This is a genomic window from Streptomyces sp. NPDC043952 (genome assembly GCF_056435325.1).
The window spans coordinates 237717-258445 of sequence record NZ_JBWKES010000003.1 but is presented as its reverse complement, the minus strand read 5'-3'; the positions used below and the strand labels follow the sequence as shown (position 1 = coordinate 258445).

The window sequence follows — 20729 nt, the reverse complement described above, 5'->3', positions numbered from 1 at the left end:
GGGGGGGGGTGGGGGGGTTTGTGGTGGGCCCCTCCCCCTCGGGCCGTCGCGGTTCCGCCCCCCCCGGCGGGCGGTGCGGGGCGGCCGGTCAGGCGCCGGCGTTCTCCATGCGCTCGCGCAGGCTCTTGGGCCGCATGTCGGTCCACACCTCGTCGACGTAGGCGGTGCACTCGGCCTCGGTGCCCTCCTTGCCGACGGGCTGCCAGCCGGCGGGTACCTCGATGTCGACGGGCCAGAGGGAGTACTGCTCCTCGTCGTTGCGCAGCACCTGGTAGCGGGTGTTCTCGTCCATGTCGGTCTCCTTCGTGTGCGGTTCGGTCCGGGTGGGTCGGCGATGCGCCGCGGGGGTCGGGGCGCGGGGGGCGCGAGGACCGTACCGGGCGGGACGCCGGGGCGGTGCCTCGCGGGGAGACGCCGTCATCGGCCTCCCCTGGCGTGCCGGGCGAGGTGGCGCAGGGCCTCGGCGAAGTCCTCCGCGACCCGGCGCACCGTCGCCGTGTCGTGGACGGCGGGCCGGTGGTGCCAGGTGAAGGCGAGCCGGCCGTGCTGGACGGCGCCCACCACTTCCACCAGGTGCGAGCCGGGGTCGCGGGGGTCGTGGTCCTGGCCGAACGAGCCGTGCTCGGCGCGGACCAGGCCGCCGTCCGCGGTCTCGGGGCGGGCGTCCCACTGGCCGAGGTAGTTGAACACCACCTGGCCGTGGGCGTGGGCGCCGAGGCGTTCGCGGACCTCGGGCGGGCCGAAGGTGCGCAGCGCGCCGAAACCGATGCCGTTGCCGGGTACGGCGCGCAGCTGGCGCCGTACCGACTTCACCAGGGACCGCCAGTCGCGGTCGGGGCCGAGGGTGGTGGGGTCGGGCACCTGGAGGGCGACCGGGTAGACGGTGGTGAACCAGCCGACGGTGCGGGACAGGTCGACGCCGTCGAGCAGGTCCTCGCGGCCGTGGCCCTCCAGGTCCAGGCGGATGCGGTCGTGCCCGGTCCAGCGGGCCAGTGCGAGGGCGAGGGCGGAGAGCAGCACGTCGTTGACGCGGGTGCGGTAGGCGGTGGGCGCGGAGCGGAGCAGGGCGGTGGTGTCCTCCTCGCCGAGCTCCACGCTCACGGTGGCGGCCGGGCCCGCGTCGGCCGCGGGGGCGGGGCCGGCGGGGGCGGGTGCGGATCGTACGGCCTCTTCCCAGTAGGGCAGTTCGTGGTCGAGGCCGCCCTCGGCGACGTGCGCGGACAGCCGTGTGGACCACTCCCGGAAGCTGGTGCCGCGCTCCCCCAGGGTGACCGGGCCGCCCTCGCGGGCCTGCCGGTAGGCGCTCTCCAGGTCGTCGCGCAGGACGCGCCAGGAGACGGCGTCCACCACGAGGTGGTGGGCGACCAGCAGCAGGAACACGGGCCGGTCCGGGTCGCCGGTGAACAGGGCCGCGCGCAGCTGCGGGCCGTGGGCGAGGTCGAAACCGGCGTGCAGTTCGTCGGCGGCCTTCGCCATGGCGGCGTCGGCGTCCTCGGCGGACAGCCCGGTCAGGTCGTACCGGACGAGGATGTCCTGGCCGGGGGCGGGCGGCGGGTTGAACTGCCGCCAGCCGTGCTCGTCCCTGGTGAACCGCATGCGCAGCGCGTCGTGGTGGTCGAGCAGCGCGTCGAGCGCGGTGCGCAGCGCAGCCGGGTCCGGGGCGCCGTCGAGTTCGAGCAGCGCCGACTGGTTGAAGTGGTGGTGGGCGGCTCGGGGGGTGCCGAGGAACCAGTCCTGGATCGGGGTGAGCGGCACCTCGCCGGTCACCGGGCCGTCGTCGGACCGCCGGGGCGCGGTGCGCACGACGGCGGCGAGTTCGGCGACGGTCTGGTGGGTGAACAGGTCGCGGGTGGCCACGTGCAGTCCGTCGCGGCGCAGCCGTGAGACGACCTGCATGCTGAGGATGGAGTCGCCGCCGAGCGCGAAGAAGTTGTCGTCGGCGCCGACCTCCTCGATGCCGAGGACATCCGCCCAGATGCGGGCGATACGGCGTTCGGTGTCGGTGCGGGGCGCGGTGCGCGGTCCGCCGGCGGCCTGGGCGGGGCCGGGGGCGGGCAGGGCGCGCCGGTCGGTCTTGCCGTTCGGGGTGAGCGGCAGCCGGTCGAGCGGGACGAACACCGAGGGCACCATGTGCGGCGGCAGCAGCCCGGCGAGGTGCAGCCGCAGCTCGCCGACGGGCAGGGCGGCGCCGGGGGTTCCGCCGTCGGCGGGGGGCTCGGCCGGTACGACGTAGGCGACGAGCCGGTCCGGTGCGCCGGGCGCCTCCCCCGCGCGTACGGCCACCACCGCGTCCCGCACCAGGGGGCTGGTGCGCAGCGCGCTCTCGATCTCGCCGGGCTCGATGCGGAAGCCGCGCAGCTTGACCTGGTCGTCGGCGCGTCCGGCGAACCGGAGCAGGCCGTCGGCGGTCCAGCGGACCAGATCCCCGGTGCGGTACATCCGCTCCCCCGGCCCGCCGAACGGGTCGGCCACGAACTGCCGGGCGGTGAGTCCCGGCCGGCCCAGGTAGCCGCGGGCGAGTCCGGGCCCGGCGATGTACAGCTCCCCGGTGACGCCGGGCGGTACGGGGCGCAGGGCGGCGTCGAGCACATGGACGCGGGTGTGTCCGCAGGGGCGGCCGATGGGGGGCGCGCCGGTGCCGGGGGTGAGCGGTCCGGTCCAGGTGGCGACGACGGTCGCCTCGGTGGGCCCGTACGAGTTGATCATGCGGCGGCCGGGTGCCCAGGCGGCGACGAGGTCGGCCGGGCACGCCTCCGCGCCCACGATGAGGGTGCGCAGGTCGGGCAGGGCGGCGGCGGTCTCCGGCCCGACGGTGGCGAGTGCGGCGGGCGGGATCAGGGCGTGGCTGACGCGCCGTACGGCGAGCACCTCGGCCAGCCGCTCCCCCACCAGCGGGCCTTCCTCGCCGGTCACCAGCGCGGCCCCGGTGAGCAGGGAGACGCACAGTTCCAGCACGGAGGCGTCGAAGCTGGGCGAGGCGAACTGGAGCACCCGGTCGCCGGGCCCGGCTTCGTACTGCTCGGCGGCCGCGGCGGCGAAGGAGGCCAGTCCCCGGTGGGTGACGACGACGCCCTTGGGTGTGCCGGTGGAGCCGGAGGTGTAGATGACGTAGGCGGGGTGGGCGGGGGTCAGCGCGCGGGCGCGGTCGGCGTCCGTGGGTGCCGTGTCCGGCCCGTCGGCCGCCCACACGTCGGCCGGGTCGTCGAGGACCAGGTGGGCGCCCGCGTCCCGGAGCATGAACTCCCGTCGCCCTTCGGGGTAGTTGGGGTCGACGGGGAGGAAGGCGCCGCCGGCCTTGGCGACGGCGAGCTGGGCCACGACGGTCGCCGCCGAGCGGGGCAGCGCCAGGGCCACCACCCGCTCGGGTCCGACGCCGTCCCGGATCAGCCGGTGGGCGAGCCGGTTGGCCGCCCGGTCCACCTCGGCGTAGCTCAGCTCCCGGTCGCCGTCCAGCAGCGCGACCGCGTCCGGGGTGCGGGCCGCCTGCCGTTCGAACAGCTCGGGCAGGGTCCGCTCGGGCACCGGCCGGAAGGTGCCCCGGCCCTGGTCCAGCAGTGCCGTCAGTTCGGCGTCGGAGGCCAGCGGCAGGGCGCCCAGCGGGCGGTCCGGGTCGGCGGCGACGGCGTGCAGCAGGGTGCCTAGCTGGCGGGCCATCCGCTCGGCCGTCGCCGGGTCGAACAGGTCGGTGTTGTAGGTGAGCAGGCCGTGCAGTTCCCCGGAGCCGGTCTCGGCGAACTCCAGGGTGAGGTCGAACGCGGCCTGGTCAGAGTCGGGTTCGACGTCGGTGACGTCCAGTCCCGGCAGGTCGAGGCCGGCGGCGGGGGTGTTCTGGAGGACGACCATGACCTGGAACAGCGGGCTGCGGCTGGTGTCCCGGACCGGCTGCACCTCGTCGACGACCCGCTCGAAGGGCACGTCCTGGTGGGCGAAGGCGTCCAGGACGGTCCCCCGTACGGCGGTGAGGAACCTGGAGAAGGGCGCCCCCGCTTCGGCCCGTGAGCGCAGCACCAGGGTGTTCACGAAGAACCCGACCAGGGCCTGCGTCTCGGGCCGGTCGCGGCCGGAGGTGACGGTGCCGACGGCGATGTCCTCGGCGCCGGAGAGCCGGGCCAGGTAGGCCTGGGCGGCGGCGACGAGCGTGGTGAACAGGGTGGTCCCGTGATCGCGGGCGAGCCGGGTCAGGCCGTGGACGGTCGGGGCGGGCACCACGAGCCGGGCGGTGGCGCCGGCGCTGGTGCGCACCGGCGGCCGGGGCCGGTCGGTGGGCAGCTCCAGCGGGGTGGTGCCGGCCAGGTGCTCCTTCCAGTAGGCGAGGTGCTCGTCCGCGCCGGCATCCCCGGTGGTGCGCTGCCAGTGCGCGTAGTCGGCGTACTGCACCGGCAGTGGCGGCAACGGCGGCTGCGGGGCGCCGAGTTCGGCCCGGTAGAAGTGGGCGAGGTCGCCGAGCAGGACGGAGGTGGACCAGCCGTCGGTGACGATGTGGTGCAGGGCGAGGGTGAGCACGTGGTCGTCGTCGGCGAACCGGACCAGGGCGGTGCGCAGCAGCGGGCCTTCGCGCAGGTCGAACGGGCGGGCGCGGTCGGCGGCGAGCAGGCGGCGCAGCTCAAGTTCCCGCGCGTGTGCGGCGAGTCCGGTCAGGTCGTGTACCGGCAGCGGGACCTCCCGCGGCGGGTGGACGCGCTGGATGCCGTGTCCGTCGACGCTGTCGAAGGTGGTGCGCAGCGACTCGTGCCGGGCCGTCACGGCGGCGAGGGCCGCGCGGAGCGCGCCGGTGTCCAGGGTGCCGCGCAGCCGCAGGGCGAGCGCGGTGACGTACTCGGCGCCGCCGGGCTCGAACTCGTGCAGGAACCACAGGCGTTGCTGGGCGTGGGACATCGGTGCGACGGCGTCCCTGGTCACGGGGACGAGGGCCGGGCGGCCGGAGCCCTGCCGTTCGCCGAGCAGCCGGGCGAGGGCGGCCGGGGTGGGGTGGGTGAACACCGCGCGGGGGGTGACCTCGGTGTCGAAGACCTCGGCGAGGCGGGAGGCGAGGCGGATGCTGAGGATCGAGTCGCCGCCCAGCTGGAAGAAGTCGTCCTCCACGCCGGGGGGTTCGCTGCCCAGCACCTCGCCGAAGACGGCCGCCGTGCGGCGTTCGGCCTCGGTGCGGGGTGCCACCCGCGCGCCGTCCGGCCGGGCCTCGGGCGCGGGCAGGGCGGCCCGGTCGACCTTGCCGTTGCGGCTCAGCGGGAGGGCGGCGAGCGGCACGAAGGCGGCGGGGACGAGGTAGTCGGGCAGGGTGCGGGCGGCGAAGGCCCGCAGCGCCTCCGGGTCGTGTGCGGCCGGTCCGACGACGTAGGCCACGAGCCGCTTGGCGCCCGGCCGGTCCTCGCGGGCCACCACGGTGACGTCGGTGACGTCCGGGTGGGCGGCGAGCGCGGCCTCGGCCTCGCCGGGTTCCACCCGGAAGCCCCGGATCTTGACCTGGTCGTCGGCGCGGCCGAGGAATTCGACGGTGCCGTCCGGGCGCCTGCGGGCCAGGTCGCCGGTGCGGTACATCCGTTCGCCCGGCGCGCCGGACGGGTCGGCGAGGAAGCGGGCCGCGGTGTCGCCGGGGCGGCCCAGGTAGCCGCGGGCGACGCCTTCCCCGGCCAGGTACAGCTCGCCCGCGCAGCCCGGCGGTACGGGCCGCAGCCGGGCGTCGAGTATGTGGACGCGCAGGTCGTCCAGGGGACGGCCGATGGGCACGGTGTCGGGTACCGCATCCGGGTCGGTGAGCGCGAAGGACGTCGCGAACGTCGTCGTCTCGGTGGGGCCGTAGCCGTCGACCACGGTCAGGCCGGGGCAGGCGGCGAGGACCCGGCGCACGGCGGTGGCGGGCACCACGTCACCACCGGTCCACACCTGCCGCAGGCCGCGGAAGCAGTCGGGGGCGTCCTGGGCGAGCAGCCGGAACAGTCCGGCGGTCAGCCACAGCGCGCTCAGCCCGCCGTCGCCCGCGAGCCGGCGCAGCAGGGTGGCGTCCACGCCCTGGGCCGGGGCGACGACCACCCGGCCGCCGTTGAGGAGCGGCGCCCACACCTCGAAGGTGGCGGCGTCGAAGGCGACCGGCGAGTGCAGCAGCACCCGCTCGCACACGCCGTCGGCGAACCGGCTGTCGGTGGCCAGCGCGGCCACGTCCCGGTGCCGCACCGCCACCGCCTTGGGCCGGCCGGTGGACCCGGAGGTGAACATCACGTAGGCCAGCCGGTCGGGGTCGGCGGCCGGGAGCGGGTGCGTGGCGGGGCCGGTGCGGGTGGGGTCGATGCGGTCGGGGGCGGCGGGCGGGGCCGGGTCGGCAGGGGCGGTGTGATCGAGGGCGGCGCGCGGCGCCGGGTCGGTGGGGTCGGGGTGAGCGGGGTCGGCCGGCGGGACCGCATCGCCGACACCGGTGCGGGCGGGCTCAGCCGGCAGGGCCGCATCGCCGACGCCGGTATGGGCGGGGTCAGCCGGCAGGGCCAGGTCGGAGGGGCCAGTGGCACCGAGGCCAGCGGGCGAGGCCGCATCGGCGAGGCCGGTCTGGGCGGGGTCGGCGGCCGGGGCCGGATCGGCGGGACCGGTCTGATCGGGGTCGGCGGGCGGAGCCGCATCGGCGGAGCCGGTCTGGGCGGGGTCAGCGGCCGGGAGCGGAGCGGCGGAGCCAGTGGAACCGAAGTCAGCGGCCGGGGCCGGATCGGCGGGACCGGTCTGATCGGGGTCGGCGGGCGGAGCCGCATCGGCGGAGCCGGTGTACGCGGCGGTCACGTCGGTGGTGGTGAGGCGGATCGTCGCGCCGGCCTGGGTGAGCAGGGCCCGGCGGCGGTCTTCGGGGGCGCGGCCGTCGAGGGGCAGGTAGGCGCCGCCGGCCATGAGCACGGCGAGCTGGGCGACGACGAGTTCGGCGGAGCGGTCCAGGAGCAGTGCCACCCGGTCCTCGGCCGCCAGTCCGTCGGCACGCAGCCGGCCGGCCAGCGCTGCGGCCCAGTCGTGCAGTTGCCGGTAGGTCAGTTCCCGGTCGCCGTCCTGCACCGCGATCGCGTCGGGGCTGCGGCGGGCCTGCTCGGTGAACAGGTCGACCGGGCTGCGCGGGGCGGCCGGGCGGGCGGTGGTGTTCCAGGCGGCGAGCAGTTCGCGGTCGGCCGGGGTGAGCAGGTCGAGGCCGGCCAGGTCGGTGTCGAACCCGTCGGCGAGTTCCGTCAGCAGCGTGGCCAGGCGGTCCGCGGCGCGCTCGGCGGTGCCGGGGTCGAACAGGGCGGGGTCGTAGGCGAGATCGAAGGCTAGCCGTTCGCCGAGGTGGGCGCGCAGGCACCAGGGGAAGGTGGTGGCGTCGTCGGCGCGCACCTCCTCGACCCGGACGCCGGTACGGGCCGTCGCCGACTCGTCCACCGGGTAGTTCTCGAAGACCACCATGCTGTCGAACAGCGGCTCGCCGGGCGGCACTTCACTCACGGCCTGGATGCGCGGCAGCGCGAGGAAGTCGAAGCGGCGGGCGTCGCTCCCCCGCTCCTGGATGCCGCGCAGCCACGGCAGGACCGGCCCGGCGGGCACGCGGACGCGGGTCGGCACGGTGTTGATGAACATGCCGATCATGCCTTCGACGCCGGGCAGTTCGGCCGGGCGGCCGGAGACGGTCGTGCCGAACACCACGTCGTCCCGGCCGCTGGAGCGGGCCAGCAGCAGCGCCCAGGCGCCCTCCAGGACGGTGTTGACGGTGAGTCCGGCACGCGCGGCGCTCTCCCGCAGCCGGCGCGAGACGTCCGCGTCCAGCTCGTGGTGGACGGCGGCGGCCGACCGGGCGCGGTGGGCCTCGGCGGGCGTGCGGTCGTACGGCAGCGGGGTGCGGGCGGTGAACCCGGCCAGCGCCTCGGCCCAGTGCCGTTCGGCCGCCGGCTCGTCCTGGGCGGCGAGCCAGTGCAGGAAGTCCGCGAACGGCCGCCTGACCGGGGGCGCCGGGTCCGGGCCGCCGGTGAGGGCGGCGTAGCGTTCGCACACCTCGGTGAGGAGCTGCCCGGTGCTCCAGCCGTCGAGGACGATGTGGTGGGTGGACCACACCAGCAGCACCTCGTCGCCGGGCAGGGCCGCGAGGGTGAGCCGGGTGAGCGGGGCGGTGGTGAGGTCCATGCCGGCCGCGCGGTCCTCGGCGAGCAGCCGCTCGGTGGCCTCGGCGCACTGGGCGGGTGTCAGGGCGCGCCAGTCGAGCCGGGTGACGGGCAGTTCGGCGTGCCGGTGGACCACCTGCACCGGGTGGGGCAGGCCGTGCCAGTGCACGGAGGTGCGCAGGGCCGGGGTACGGTCCGCGACCTGCTGCCAGGCGGCGGCGAAGGCCCGCGGGTCGGCCACGCCGGCCAGGCGTACGGCCGTGCGGTCCGCGTAGGCGTGCTCGGTGTCCACGAGGCCGTGGAACAGCATGCCGGACTGGAGCGGGGTGAGCGGCAGGACGTCCTCGATGTCGCGTCCGGTGCCGACGAGCCGGTCCAGCCGGTCCTGGTCGAGGCCGGCGAGCGGGAAGTCGGAGGGGGTGCGGCCGCCCGCGGTGGGCAGGGCGCAGTGGGCCACGATGTCCCGCAGGGCGGCGAGCATCGCCTCGGCGAGCCCGCGGACGGTGTCCTCGTCGTAGACGGCCGCCGGGTAGGTCCAGCCGAGTTCCAGGCGGCCGTCCTGGACGACTCCGGTGATGTCCAGCAGGTAGGGGCGCGCTTCGTCCGGGTCGGTGTCCCGGCCGGCCGGGGGCAGGGCGCCGCGGACCAGGCCGCCGGAGCCGGTGCCGGTGTCCCATTGGCCGTGGTAGTTGAAGCCGACCTGCGGGGCCGGGGCGGCGGTCAGCGGGCTGCCGGGGACGAGGTGGCGCAGGGCGCCGTGGCTCAGTCCGTGCAGCGGGACCGCGCGCAGCTGCTCCTTGACCGCGCGGAGGGTGTCGTGCCATCCGGCGTCCGGGTCGGCGGTGAGGGCGAGCGGGTACTCGGCGGTGAACCAGCCGACGGTCCGCGACAGGTCGACGTCCTCGAACAGGTCCTCCCGGCCGTGTCCCTCCACGCCGAGCAGCACGGTGTCGCGCCCGCACCAGCGGGCCAGGGTACGGCCGAGGGCGCTCAGCAGGACGTCGTTGACCTGGGTGCGGTAGCACTCGGGGACCTTGCGCAGCAGGGCGTCGGTGGTCGCGGCGTCCAGGGTGACCGTGAGGGTGGCGGCGGTGCCGTGGGTGTTGGCGCCGGGCCGGCCCGCGGGCAGGGCGGCGGGAGCGGCGGCGGTACGGGTCCAGTAGTCCAGGTCGCCGTCCAGCGCGCCGGAGCGGGTGTGGTCCGCGAGCCGGCCGGCCCAGTGCCCGAAGGAGGTGCCGGTGGCGGGGAGTTCGGCGGACCGGCCGGCCGCCGTCGCACGGTGGGCGGTCTCCAGGTCGGCCAGCAGGATGCGCCAGGAGACGCCGTCGATCACCAAGTGGTGGGCGGTGATGACGAGTTGCGGTGGCCGGGCCGGGCCCCGGTCGAAGAACAGGGCGCGTACGACACGGCCTTCGCGGGGGTCGAGTGCGGTCTGTGCCTCGTCGGTGAGCCGCTGGACCTCGGCCTCCAGCGCGGCGCCGGTGAGCCGGGCCGCGTCGTGGCGGCTGAAGACGCCGTCGGGCGCCTGCGGCAGGGCTTCCTGGCGCCAGCCTTCGGCGGTGTGGCGGAACCGGGTGCGCAGCGCCGCGTGGTGGCGTACGAGGGCGTCGACGGCCGCGCGGACGGTCTCTTCGGCGGTGTCCGGGGCGAGTTCGAGGCGCTGGGTCATGGTGAAGCGGAGGGACCCGCCGGGCTCGCGGCCGTCCAGGTACCAGTGCTGGATCGGGGTGAGGGGTGCCTCCCCGGTCTGCTCGGCGGCGGCCGGGCGGGGCGCCGACTCCTCGGTGCGCAGGGCCAGTTCGGCGACGGTCTGGTGGCGGAAGACGTCCTTGGTGGTGAGGGCGAGTCCGGCCTGCCGGGCGCGGGCGACGATCTGGATGCTCAGGATGGAGTCGCCGCCGAGCGCGAAGAAGTTGTCGCGGGCGCCGACCCGTTCGACCCCGAGCACCTGCGCCCAGATCGCGGCCAGGCGCTCCTCGGTGCCGGGCCGGGGGGCGACGTAGGGGGTGGCGCTGTCGGGCTGCGCGGGCGGGGCCGGCAGGGCGCGCCGGTCGGTCTTGCCGCTGGTGGTGCGCGGGATGCGGGCCAGCGGGACGAACGCGGTGGGCACCATGTGGTCGGGCAGGGTGCGGCGCAGCGCGAGGCGCAGGTCGTCGGCGGACGGGACGCGGTCGCCGGCCGGCACCACGTAGCCGACGAGCACGGTGCGTCCGGCGTGTTCGCGGGCGGCGACCGCGGCGTCGGCGATGTCCGGGTGGCCGAGGAGGGCGGCCTCCACCTCGCCGGGCTCGATGCGGAACCCGCGGATCTTCACCTGCTCGTCCACCCGGCCGAAGAACTCCAGCAGCCCGTCCCGGTCCCAGCGGGCCCGGTCCCCGGTGCGGTACATCCGCTCGCCCGGCGCCCCGAACGGGTCGGCGAGGAAGCGGGCGGCGGTGAGTCCGGGCCGGCCGAGGTAGCCGCGGGCCACCTGGGCGCCGGCCAGGTACAGCTCGCCGGGCACGCCGGGCGGCACCGGTCGCAGGGCGCCGTCGAGCACGTAGGCGCGCAGGTTGCCGCCGGGGCGGCCGATGACGGGCCGGTCGGGGCGGTCGGCGCAGCGGCCGTAGACGGCGTCGACGGTGCACTCGGTGGGCCCGTACATGTTGTACACCGCGATGCCCAACTCGCCGCCCACGCGCACGAGTTCGCGCCAGTCGGCCGGGGTGACGGCCTCGCCGCCGACGAGCAGCAGCTCCGGGTGGTGGCGGCCGGGGGCCAGCAGGCCGGCGGAGGTCAGCTCGCGCAGGAAGGACGGGGTGACGTTGACCAGGTCGAGGCGGCGCTCGGCGACATGGGCGCAGAACGCGTCGGGGTCCAGGCGTACGTCCTCGTCGATGAGGTGCACCTCGTGACCGAGGGCGAGCAGCAGCGGGCCTTCCCAGGAGGTGTCGAAGGAGAAGGAGGCGCTGAGTGCGGCCCGCAGCCGGCGGCCGTCCGCGGTGTGCGGGGCGAGCAGGCCGGCCTCGTGGTCGTGGCACAGGTTGACCAGCTGCCGGTGTTCGACGGCGACGCCCTTGGGGCGGCCGGTGGAGCCGGAGGTGTAGATGACGTAGGCGGTGTGGCGGGGCAGCAGGGGCCGGACGCGGTCGGCGTCGGTCGGGTCGTGGGCGGGCAGCCGGTCCCAGGGCACCTCGCCGAGGTCGGTGAGCAGGGTGTGCGGGCGGGCGTCGGACAGCAGGAACTCGGTCCGCTCCGGCGGGAGTTCGGGGTCGAGGCTGAGCAGGGCGGCGCCGGCCTTGGCGACCGCGAGCAGTGCCACCACCTGTTCGGAGGTCCGTGGCAGCCGGGCGGCGACGATGTCCTCGGGGCCGGCGCCCCGCTCGATGAGGTGGTGGGCGAGCCGGTTGGCGCGCTCGTTCAGCGTGGCGAAGTCCAGGGTGGTGTCGCGGGCGACCAGGGCGGTGTGGTGCGGGGTGCGGGCGGCCCGCGCCTCGAACAGGGCGGGGAAGGTGGTGTCGGGGTCGGGCAGCCGGGCGCCCCCGCCCTGCCGGAGCACCTGCTCGCGTTCGGCGGCGGTCATCAAGGGCAGCGCCCCGGCGGGCTGTTCCGGGGATGCGGCGGCGGCCTCCAGCAGGACGCGCAGCCGGCCGGCGAGGCGCTCGGCGGTGTCGCGGTCGAAGAGTTGGGTGTTGTACTCCAGGTAGCCGGTCAGTCCGCCGTCGCTCTCCACGAAGTCGAAGGCCAGGTCGAAGGTGGCGGTGCGGACCGGTGGGGTGACGGGCTCGGCGGTCAGGCCGGGCAGCCGGGGCGGCTCGGCGTCCAGGTTGTGCAGGGCGACCATGACCTGGAACAGCGGGGTGCGGCTGGTGTCCCGCTCGGGCTGTACGGCGTCCACCACCCGCTCGAAGGGCACCTCCTGGTGGGCGAAGGCGTCCAGGACGGTCGCGCGGACCTCGGACAGCAGCTCGCGGAAGGGCAGTTCGGGCCGGATCCGGGAGCGCAGCACCAGGGTGTTGACGAACATGCCGACCACGTCGTGCAGTTCGGGCCGGTCGCGCCCCGCGGTCACGGTGCCGACGGTGACGTCCTCCTGCCCGGCCCAGCGCGCGAGCAGCACCTGACAGGCCGTCACCAGGGTCATGTACAGGGTGGCGTCGGCCTCCCGGCCGCGTTCGCGCAGCCGCCCGGTGAGCGCGGCCGGCAGGGTGAAGGTCACCAGGTCGCCGTCGCGGGTGCGGACGGCCGGGCGCGGCCGGTCGGTGGGCAGCTCCAGCGGGGTGACGCCCTCCAGGACCGCCCGCCAGTGGGCGAGTTCGGCCTCGGCCCGGTCGGCGCGGGCCCGCTGCCAGGCGGCGTGCTCGGCGTAGCGGACGGGCAGCGCGGGCAGGTGGGGTTCGCGGTCCTCCAGGGCCGCCGCGTACAGCTCGCCCAGGTCCCGGCCGAGCACGCCGACGGACCAGCCGTCGGTGACGATGTGGTGCACGGCCAGGACGAGCACGTGGTCGTCGGCGGCCAGCCGGGCCAGGCGGGCGCGCAGCAGCGGCCCGGTGGTCAGGTCGAAGGGGGTGGCGGCCACGCGCTCCAGGAAGCCGTCCAGGGCCGTGTGGTCCGGGAGTTCGGTCACCGGCAGGTCGACGGGCCCGGCCGGGTGGACGATCTGCCGTGCCTGGCCGTCGACTTCGGCGAACGTGGTGCGCAGGGCCTCGTGCCGGGCGACGAGACCGTCCAGGGCGGCGCCGAGGGCGGCGGTGTCGAGCGGGCCGCGCAGCCGCAGCGCGGACAGGGTGGTGTATTCGGTGCTGCCGGGTTCGAACCGGTCGAGGAACCACAGGCGTTGCTGCGCGTACGACAGGGGCGCGGGGGCGTCCGGGGCGAGGGCCGGGATGGCGTCCGCGGGGTGCGCGCCGTCCGGTTCGCCGAGCGCGGCGGCGAGGCGGGACAGTGTGGGGTGGGTGAACAGCAGCCGGGGTGAGACATCCGTGCCGAAGGCGGAGCGCAGCCGGGAGGTGACCCGTACGGCGAGGATGGAGTCGCCGCCGAGGGCGAAGAAGTCGTCGTCGGCGCCGACCTCGTCGGTGTCCAGGACGTCCGTCCAGGCGGCGGCGACCAGTTGTTCGGCGCGGGTGCGCAGGGGGGTGCGCGCGCGGTCCGCGGCGAAGCCGTCGGGGCCGGGCGCGGGCAGGGCGCGCCGGTCGAGCTTGCCGTTCACGGTGAGCGGCAGCGCGGCCATCGGCACGTAGGCCGCCGGCACCATGTGCGCGGGCAGCAACTCCTCCAGGTGGGCGCGGAGTTCGGCGGCGGGCGGGGGCGGGGCGGTGCGTTCGCCGGTACCGGTGCCGACGACGTGGGCGACCAGGCGGCGGGTCCCGGCAGTGTCCTCGTACACGCCGACGGCGGCGGCGCCCACCCGCGGGTGGCGGTGCAGGGCGGCCTCGATCTCGCCGGGCTCGATGCGGTAGCCGCGGATCTTCACCTGCTGGTCGGCGCGGCCGAGGTATTCGAGCGAGCCGTCGGCGCGCCGCCGGGCCCGGTCCCCGGTGCGGTACATGCGGGTGCCGGGCCGTCCGAACGGGTCGGCGAGGAACCGGGTGGCGGTGAGGCCGGGCCGGTTCAGGTAGCCGCGCGCCAGGCCCTCGCCGGCGACGAACAGCTCCCCGACGGCGCCGGGCGGCACCGGCCGCAGCAGCTCGTCCAGTACGTGGACCCGCAGGTCCGGGATGCCGGTGCCGATGGGGCTGGCGGCACCGGTGCGGGCGGTCGAGCGGTCCAGCGGGGCGTAGGTGACGTGCACGGTGGTCTCGGTGATGCCGTACATGTTCACCAGGCGCGGCGCGGTGTCCGGGTGGCGGGTGTACCAGTCGGCGAGCCGGTCCACGTCCAGCGCCTCACCGCCGAAGATCACCGTGCGCAGGGCCAACCGGGCGCTGACGTCGGGGAGTTCGGCGTCGGCCCGCGCCAGCGGGTAGAACGCGGAGGGGGTCTGGTTGAGGACGGTGACGCGTTCGTCGGCGAGCAGCCGCAGGAAGTCCTCCGGGGAGCGGGCGGTGTCCTCGGGGACGATCACCAGCCGGCCGCCGTGCAGCAGCGGGCCCCACAGCTCCCACACGGAGAAGTCGAAGGCGTAGGAGTGGAACAGCGTCCACACGTCGTCGGGGCCGAAGCCGAACCAGTGCCGGGTGCGGGTGAACAGCCGGACCACGTTGGCGTGCGGGACGACGACACCCTTGGGGCGGCCGGTGGAGCCGGAGGTGTAGATGGCGTAGGCGGGGCTCTCGGGCAGCGCGCGGCGGGCGGGGCCCGCGGCGGGGCGGCGGGCGAGGTCGGCGCGGACGCCGGGGTCGTCCAGCGGCAGGAGGGGTACGGCCGGGTCGTCCCCGTACCCGGTGGTGGTCACCAGCGCCACCGGGGCGGCGTCGGCGAGGAGTTGGCGGGTCCGCTCGGCGGGCTGCCGGGGGTCGATGGGCAGGTAGGCGGCGCCGGTCTTGAGCACGGCGAGGACGGCCACGACCAGGTCGGTGGAGCGGGGCAGTGCCAGGGCGACGAACGTCTCGGGTCCGGCGCCGAGTTCGGCGAGCCGGTGGGCGAGCTGTCCGGAGCGTGCGTCGAGGGTGGCGTAGTCGAGCCGGTCGGCGCCGCAGCAGACGGCCCCCGCGCCGGGGGTGCGGGCGGCCTGGGCGGAGAAGAGGGCGTCCAGGGTGTCGGCGGGCCGGCCCTCTTCGGTGCCGTTCCACTCGACGGGTATCCGCCGTCGTTCGGCGGCGGTGGTCCAGGCGAGGTCGCGCACCGGCCGCTCGGGGTCGTCGGCCAGTTCGGTGAGCAGCAGGCACAGCCGGTCGGCGAGGTCCCGTGCGGTCGCGGGTTCGAACAGCCGCGGGTCGTAGGCGAGGTCGAAGCCGAACCGGTCGCCCTGGTAGGCGCGGAGCACGAGGGCGTAGTTGGTGGCGTCGCGGGCGGACACGTCCGCCAGGCGTATCCGGGTGTCTGCCGAACGGGCCTCGTCGAAGGGGTAGTTCTCGAAGGCCACCATGCTGTCGAACAGCGGGCTGCCGGACGGCACGTCGCTCAGCGCGGTCAGTTCGGCCAGCGACACCGCGGCGAACCGGCGTGCCTCGGCCTGTGCTTCCTGGAGTTCCCGGAGCCAGGCGGTGGCGGTGCGGCGGCCGTCCACGCGGACGCGGGTGGGCAGGGTGTTGATGAACATGCCGACCATCGACTCGACGCCGGGCAGGTCGTCGGGGCGCCCGGAGACGGTGGTGCCGAACAGCACGTCCGGTTCGGCGCTGTAGCGGGACAGCAGCAGCGCCCAGGCGCCCTGCACCACGGTGGAGAGGGTGAGTCCGGCGGCGCGGGCGGTGCGGGCGAGGCGCGCGGAGACCTCGGCGGAGAGTCCGGCGGTGTGCAGGCCCGCGGAGCGGGTCTCGTGGCCGGGGCGCCGGGGGCGGTCGGCGGGCAGCGGGGTGGGCGTGGCGAACCCGGCGAGGACGTCCTGCCAGTGCGCGCGGGCCGCCGCGCCGTCCTGTCCGGCGAGCCAGCGCACGTAGTCGCCGAACGGGCGGCGGGCCGGGGGCCGGTGCGGGGTGCCGGTGGTCAGCGCCGTGTACTCGGCGAACACGTCGGTGAGGACCTGGGCGAGGCTCCAGCCGTCCAGGATGAGGTGGTGGGAGGTCCACAGCAGGTGCAGCCGGTCGCCGGGCAGCCGGACGAGGGTGAGCCGCATCAGCGGGGCGGCCGTGAGGTCGAGTCCGCGCGCGAGGTCGTCGGCGCGCAGCCGCTCCCACCGTGCGTCCCGCTCCGCCGCGGCCGGCTCCCGCCAGTCCACCTGCTCGACGGGCACGGTGACCCGGCGGTGCACGACCTGGAGCGGGACGGGTACGTCCTCCCACACCACGCTGGTGCGCAGGGCGGGGGTGCGGTCGGTGACCCGCTGCCAGGCCAGGGCGAGCGCGCCGGGGTCGGTGACGCCCTCCAGGAGCAGCGCGGCCTGGTCGAGGTACACGTCGTCCGGTCCGCCGACCAGCCGGTGGAAGAGCATGCCCTCCTGGAGCGGGGTGAGCGGCAGCAGGTCCTCGATGTCCCGGCCGTCGCCGGCCAGGCGGTCCACACCGGCCTGGTCGAGGCGGGCCAGCGGGAAGTCGGAGGGGGTTCGGCCGCCCGCGCCGGGCCGCGCGCAGTGGTCGGCGATGGCGCCGAGGGCCCGGACCATGCCGTCGGCCAGCCGCTCGACGGTGGCGGCCCGGTGCACCTGGTCGCTGTAGTGCCAGGTGATCTCCAGCTCGCCGTCGGCGACCAGCGCGGACACGTCCAGCAGGTGGTCGAGCGGCTCACCGGGGTCGGTGTCCGGGCCGGGTACGTCGGCGGTGGGCGCGAAGTCGCCGCCGCCGGGCGCCTCCCACTGGCCGTGGTAGGTGAAGCACACCTGGGGCAGCGGGAGTTCGCCCAGGGCGCGGGCCTGCGGCCGGGGCGAGCCGAGGTGGGCGAGGGCCTGGTAGCCGAGGCCGCGGCGGGGCACGGACCGCAGCCGCTCCTTGACGGCCTTGAGGGTGCTCCCCCAGTCGTCCGGTCCGGCCGGGGTGAGGGTGACCGGGTACTGGGTGGTGAACCAGCCCACCGTGCGGGACAGGTCGGCGCCCTCGGCCAGGTCCTCCTCGCGGCCGTGGCCCTCCAGCGCGACGGTCACCCGGTCCGTGCCCGTCCAGTCGGCCAGCACCCGGCCCAGTGCGCTCAGCAGCACGTCGTTGACCTGGGTGCGGTAGGCCGCCGGCACCCGTCGCAGCAGCGCCTCGGTGGTGGCGCGGTCCAGCCGGGTGCGGACGGTGCGCACGGACCCGGCGAGCGGGGTGCCGGGCAGGTCGACGGGGAGCGGGGTGCGGGGCTGAGCCACCTCCCGCGTCCAGTAGGGCAGGTCGTCGTCCAGGTCGCCGGCCCGTACCCGGTCGGCCAGTTCGCGGGCCCAGTCGGCGAACGCGGTGTGTTCGGGCTCCGGCCGGGGCTCCTCCCCCGCCGCCGCCTGCCGGTAGGCGTCCGCCAGGCCGGAGAGCAGGATGCGCCAGGAGACGCTGTCGACGGCCAGATGGTGCGCGGTGAGGAAGAGGCGGGGGCGTTCCGTGCCGGTGAGCAGGGCGGCGCGCAGCAGGGTGCCGGTGGCCGGGTCGAGGGCCGCGCGGGCCGCCGCCGCGGCCTCGGCGGGCGGGGTGCCGGGGGCGTGCCGGGTCAGCAGCGGGCCGTCCGGGGCGGGGCCGGGGTGCTGGAGCCAGGTGTCGCCGGAGCGGGTGAAGCGGGTACGCAGGGCGGGGTGTCGGGCCACCAGGGCGGCCAGTGCCTCCTCCAGGGCCCGCTCGTCGAGGTCGTGCGGCAGGTCGAGCAGCATCGACATGCTGAAGTGCCGCAGCGCGCCGTGCGTGGCGAAGAACCACTCCTGGACGGGGGTGAGCGGCGCGGGCCCGTCCCGGTGCGGGCGCCGGGGCGCCGGGGCGGCGTCGCTGCGGAGGGTCGCGGCGGCGGCCAGGTCGGCGACCGTCTGGTGCCGGAAGACGTCCTGGGAGCCGATCCGCAGCCCGGCGGCGCGGGCGCGGGAGACGGCCTGGATGCTCAGGATGGAGTCGCCGCCCAGCTCGAAGAAGTTGTCGGTGACGCCCACCCGGTCGACGCCGAGCACTTCGGCCCAGACGGCCGCCAGGGTCTCCTCCTCGGGGGTGCGCGGGGCGACGAACTCCCGCTCCGTCTCCGGGGTTTCGGGGGCGGGCAGGGCGCGGCGGTCCAGCTTGCCGCTGGTGGTCAGCGGCAGCGCGGCCAGGGCGGTGAAGGAGGACGGCACCCAGGCGTCCGGCAGCACGCGGCGCAGGGCGGCCCGCAGGTCGGCGGGGGCGGGCCGGGGGGCGCCGGGCGCGGGGACGACGTAGGCGGCGAGGCGGGTGTGGCCGTGCGCGTCGGGTACGGCCACCACCGCGGCGGCGGCGATGCCGTCCAGCGCGAGCAGGGCGGCCTCGATCTCGCCGGGCTCGATGCGGTGGCCGCGCACCTTGACCTGGTCGTCGGCGCGCCCCAGGTAGTCGACGCGGCCGTCGGCGGTCCAGCGGGCGAGGTCTCCGGTGCGGTACATGCGGGTGCCCGCCGGGCCGTACGGGTCGGGCAGGAACCGGGCGGCGGTCAGGCCCGGCCGGCCGGTGTAGCCGCGGGCGAGCTGGGGGCCCGCGAGGTACAGCTCGCCGCCGACGCCGGGCGGCACCGGCTGGAGCCGGTCGTCCAGCACGTAGGCCCGCACGCCGGGCAGCGGCCGGCCCACCAGCGGGCGGTCCCCGCCGTCGATGCGGCAGGACAGCGCGTCGACGGTGCACTCGGTGGGGCCGTAGAAGTTGTGGGCGGCCACGTCGGGGTGGGCGGCCAGCTCCCGCCACAGCGCGGGGCCGACCGCCTCGCCGCCGAGCATGAGGACGCGGGGGTGGTGCCGGGGGTCGGTGAGCAGCCCGGCGGGCAGCAGCTGCCGCAGATAGGAGGGGGTGACGTCGAGGAAGTCGACGCGGTGCTCGACGACGTACTCGACCAGGGCGGCCGGGTCCATCCGGGTCACCTCGTCGACCAGGTGCAGCGGGTGGCCGTCGGCCATCAGCAGCACGCCCTCCAGGGACGTGTCGAAGGAGAACGACGCGGTGAGCGCGACGCGCAGCGGGCCGCCGCCCGCCTCGGCGACGAAGCCCGCCCGGTGTCCGGCGAGCAGGTGCGCCGCCGCGCGGTGCGACACGGCGACGCCCTTGGGGCGGCCGGTGGAGCCGGAGGTGTGGATGACGTACGCGGTGTGCTCCCCGTCCAGCGGGGCGCGCCGGTCGGCGTCGGTCGGGTCGGTGTCCGGGGCGGTCGCGGGTACGGCGCGCAGGGCGTCCTCGTCCAGCAGCAGGGCGGGACGGGTGTCGTCCAGCAGGTAGCGGACGCGTTCCTCGGGCAGGGCGGGGTCGAGCGGGAGGTAGCCGGCGCCGGACTTCCACACGGCGAGAATCGCGGTGATCATGTCGGCGGTGCGCGGCAGCCGCAGCGCGACCAGCCGTTCGGGACCGGCGCCGCGGGCGATGAGGTGGTGGGCGAGCCGGTTGGCGCGGGCGTTGAGGGTGGCGTAGTCGAGCCGTTCGCCGCCCGCGACGAGGGCGAGGGCGTCCGGGGTGCGGGCGGCGCGGCGCTCGAACAGCCGAGGGTGCAGGGCGTCGGGCTCGGGGTGGTGCGCACCCGCGTTCCCGTGGGCGAGGACCTGGCGGGTCTCCGCCCCGGACAGCAGGGGCAGGGTGCCCAGCGGGCGCTCCGGGGCGGCGGTCGCGCCCTCCAGCAGGCGGAGCCACTGCCCGGCCAGCCGTTCGGCCGTGGCCGCGTCGAACAGGTCGGTGCGGTACTCCAGCAGCCCGGTCAGGCCCTCGCCGTCGGGGACGAACTCCATGCTCAGGTCGAAGGTGGCCGCCTGCCGGGGCACGCCGACCGGGGTGGTGGCGAGTCCGTGCGGGGCGGTCGCGGCGGGCGGGTCGGGGTGCAGCAGGACGAGGACGTCGAACAGCGGGTTGCGGCCCGCCTCGCGGGGTGCGCCGACCGCCTCCACGACCCGTTCGAACGGTGTGTCGCCGTGCGCGAAGGCGTCGTTGACCGTGTCGGCGGTCCGCGCCAGCAGCTCGCGGAACGAGCCGGAGCGGTCCACCGCGGTGCGCAGCGCGACGGTGTTCACGAAGAAGCCGACGGTGCGTTCCAGTTCGGTGCGGGAGCGGCCGGGGGTGAGGGAGCCGACGGTGATGTCGTCCTGACCCGACCAGCGGGCCAGCAGGGCCTGGGTGGCCGCGACCAGGGCGGTGTGCAGGGTGCTGTGCTGCTCGCGGGCGAGCTCGCGCAGCCGGGTGGCGAGCGCGGCGGGGACGGCGAAGGTGTGGACGGCGCCGGTGCCCGCCTCCTCGCCGCGCCGCGGCCGGTCCAGTGGCAGCTCCGGTGCCACGGCGCCGGTCAACCGCTCCTTCCAGTGCGCGAGTTGGCGCTCCAGGCGGGGGCCCGAGAGGTGTTCGCGCTGCCACACCGCGAAGTCCGGGTACTGCGTGGCCACCGGCGGCAGTTCGGGTGCGGCACCGCGGGCGAGGGCGTCGTAGGCGGTGCACAGCTCGTCCAGGACGACGCCCATGGACCAGCCGTCGGTGACGATGTGATGGGCCGTCAGCAGCAGGACGTGCGCGTCGGCGGACTCGCGCAGCAGCAGGGCGCGCAGCAGCGGCCCGTGCCGCAGGTCGAAGGGGCGGGCGTACTCCGTCCGCAGGTCCGCGTCCAGATCGGCGGTGTCCCGGACGGGCAGCGGCACCGGGGCCGCCGGGTGCACCCGCTGGGCCCGGCGGCCGTCGGTCTCCTCGAAGGTGGTGCGCAGGGCCTCGTGCCGGGCCACGACGGCGGCCAGGGCGGCACCCAGCGCCGCCTGGTCCAGCGGGCCGGTGAAGCGGACCGCGACCGCGCTGTTGTAGCGGGGGTCGCCGGGGCGCAGCCGGTCCAGGAACCACAGGCGCTGCTGGGCGAAGGACAGCGGCAGCGGGCGGTCCCGGTCGGCGCGCGGGATGCCCTGCCGGGCGGCCGGGGCGGCGCCGCCGGCCCGGCCGGCGAGCCGTCGCCGCAGCGCCTCGCGCATCTGCTCGGGCAGCGCCTCGG

The 20729-nt window shown here is 76.5% G+C and carries 2 protein-coding genes; both read right to left on the bottom strand.

Annotation, left to right across the window (positions count from 1 at the left end; translation table 11 throughout):
• Nucleotides 1-88 precede the first annotated feature (88 nt).
• Complete coding sequence (locus AC069R_RS04775) at nucleotides 89-292, bottom strand: MbtH family protein (protein WP_180328075.1); 204 nt, start codon at nucleotides 290-292, stop codon at nucleotides 89-91.
• Nucleotides 293-417: 125 nt separating this feature from the next.
• A complete protein-coding gene (locus AC069R_RS04770; protein WP_478764763.1) occupies nucleotides 418-20709 on the bottom strand; it encodes a non-ribosomal peptide synthase/polyketide synthase in 20292 nt (6763 codons plus the stop codon).
• Nucleotides 20710-20729: the final 20 nt, after the last annotated feature.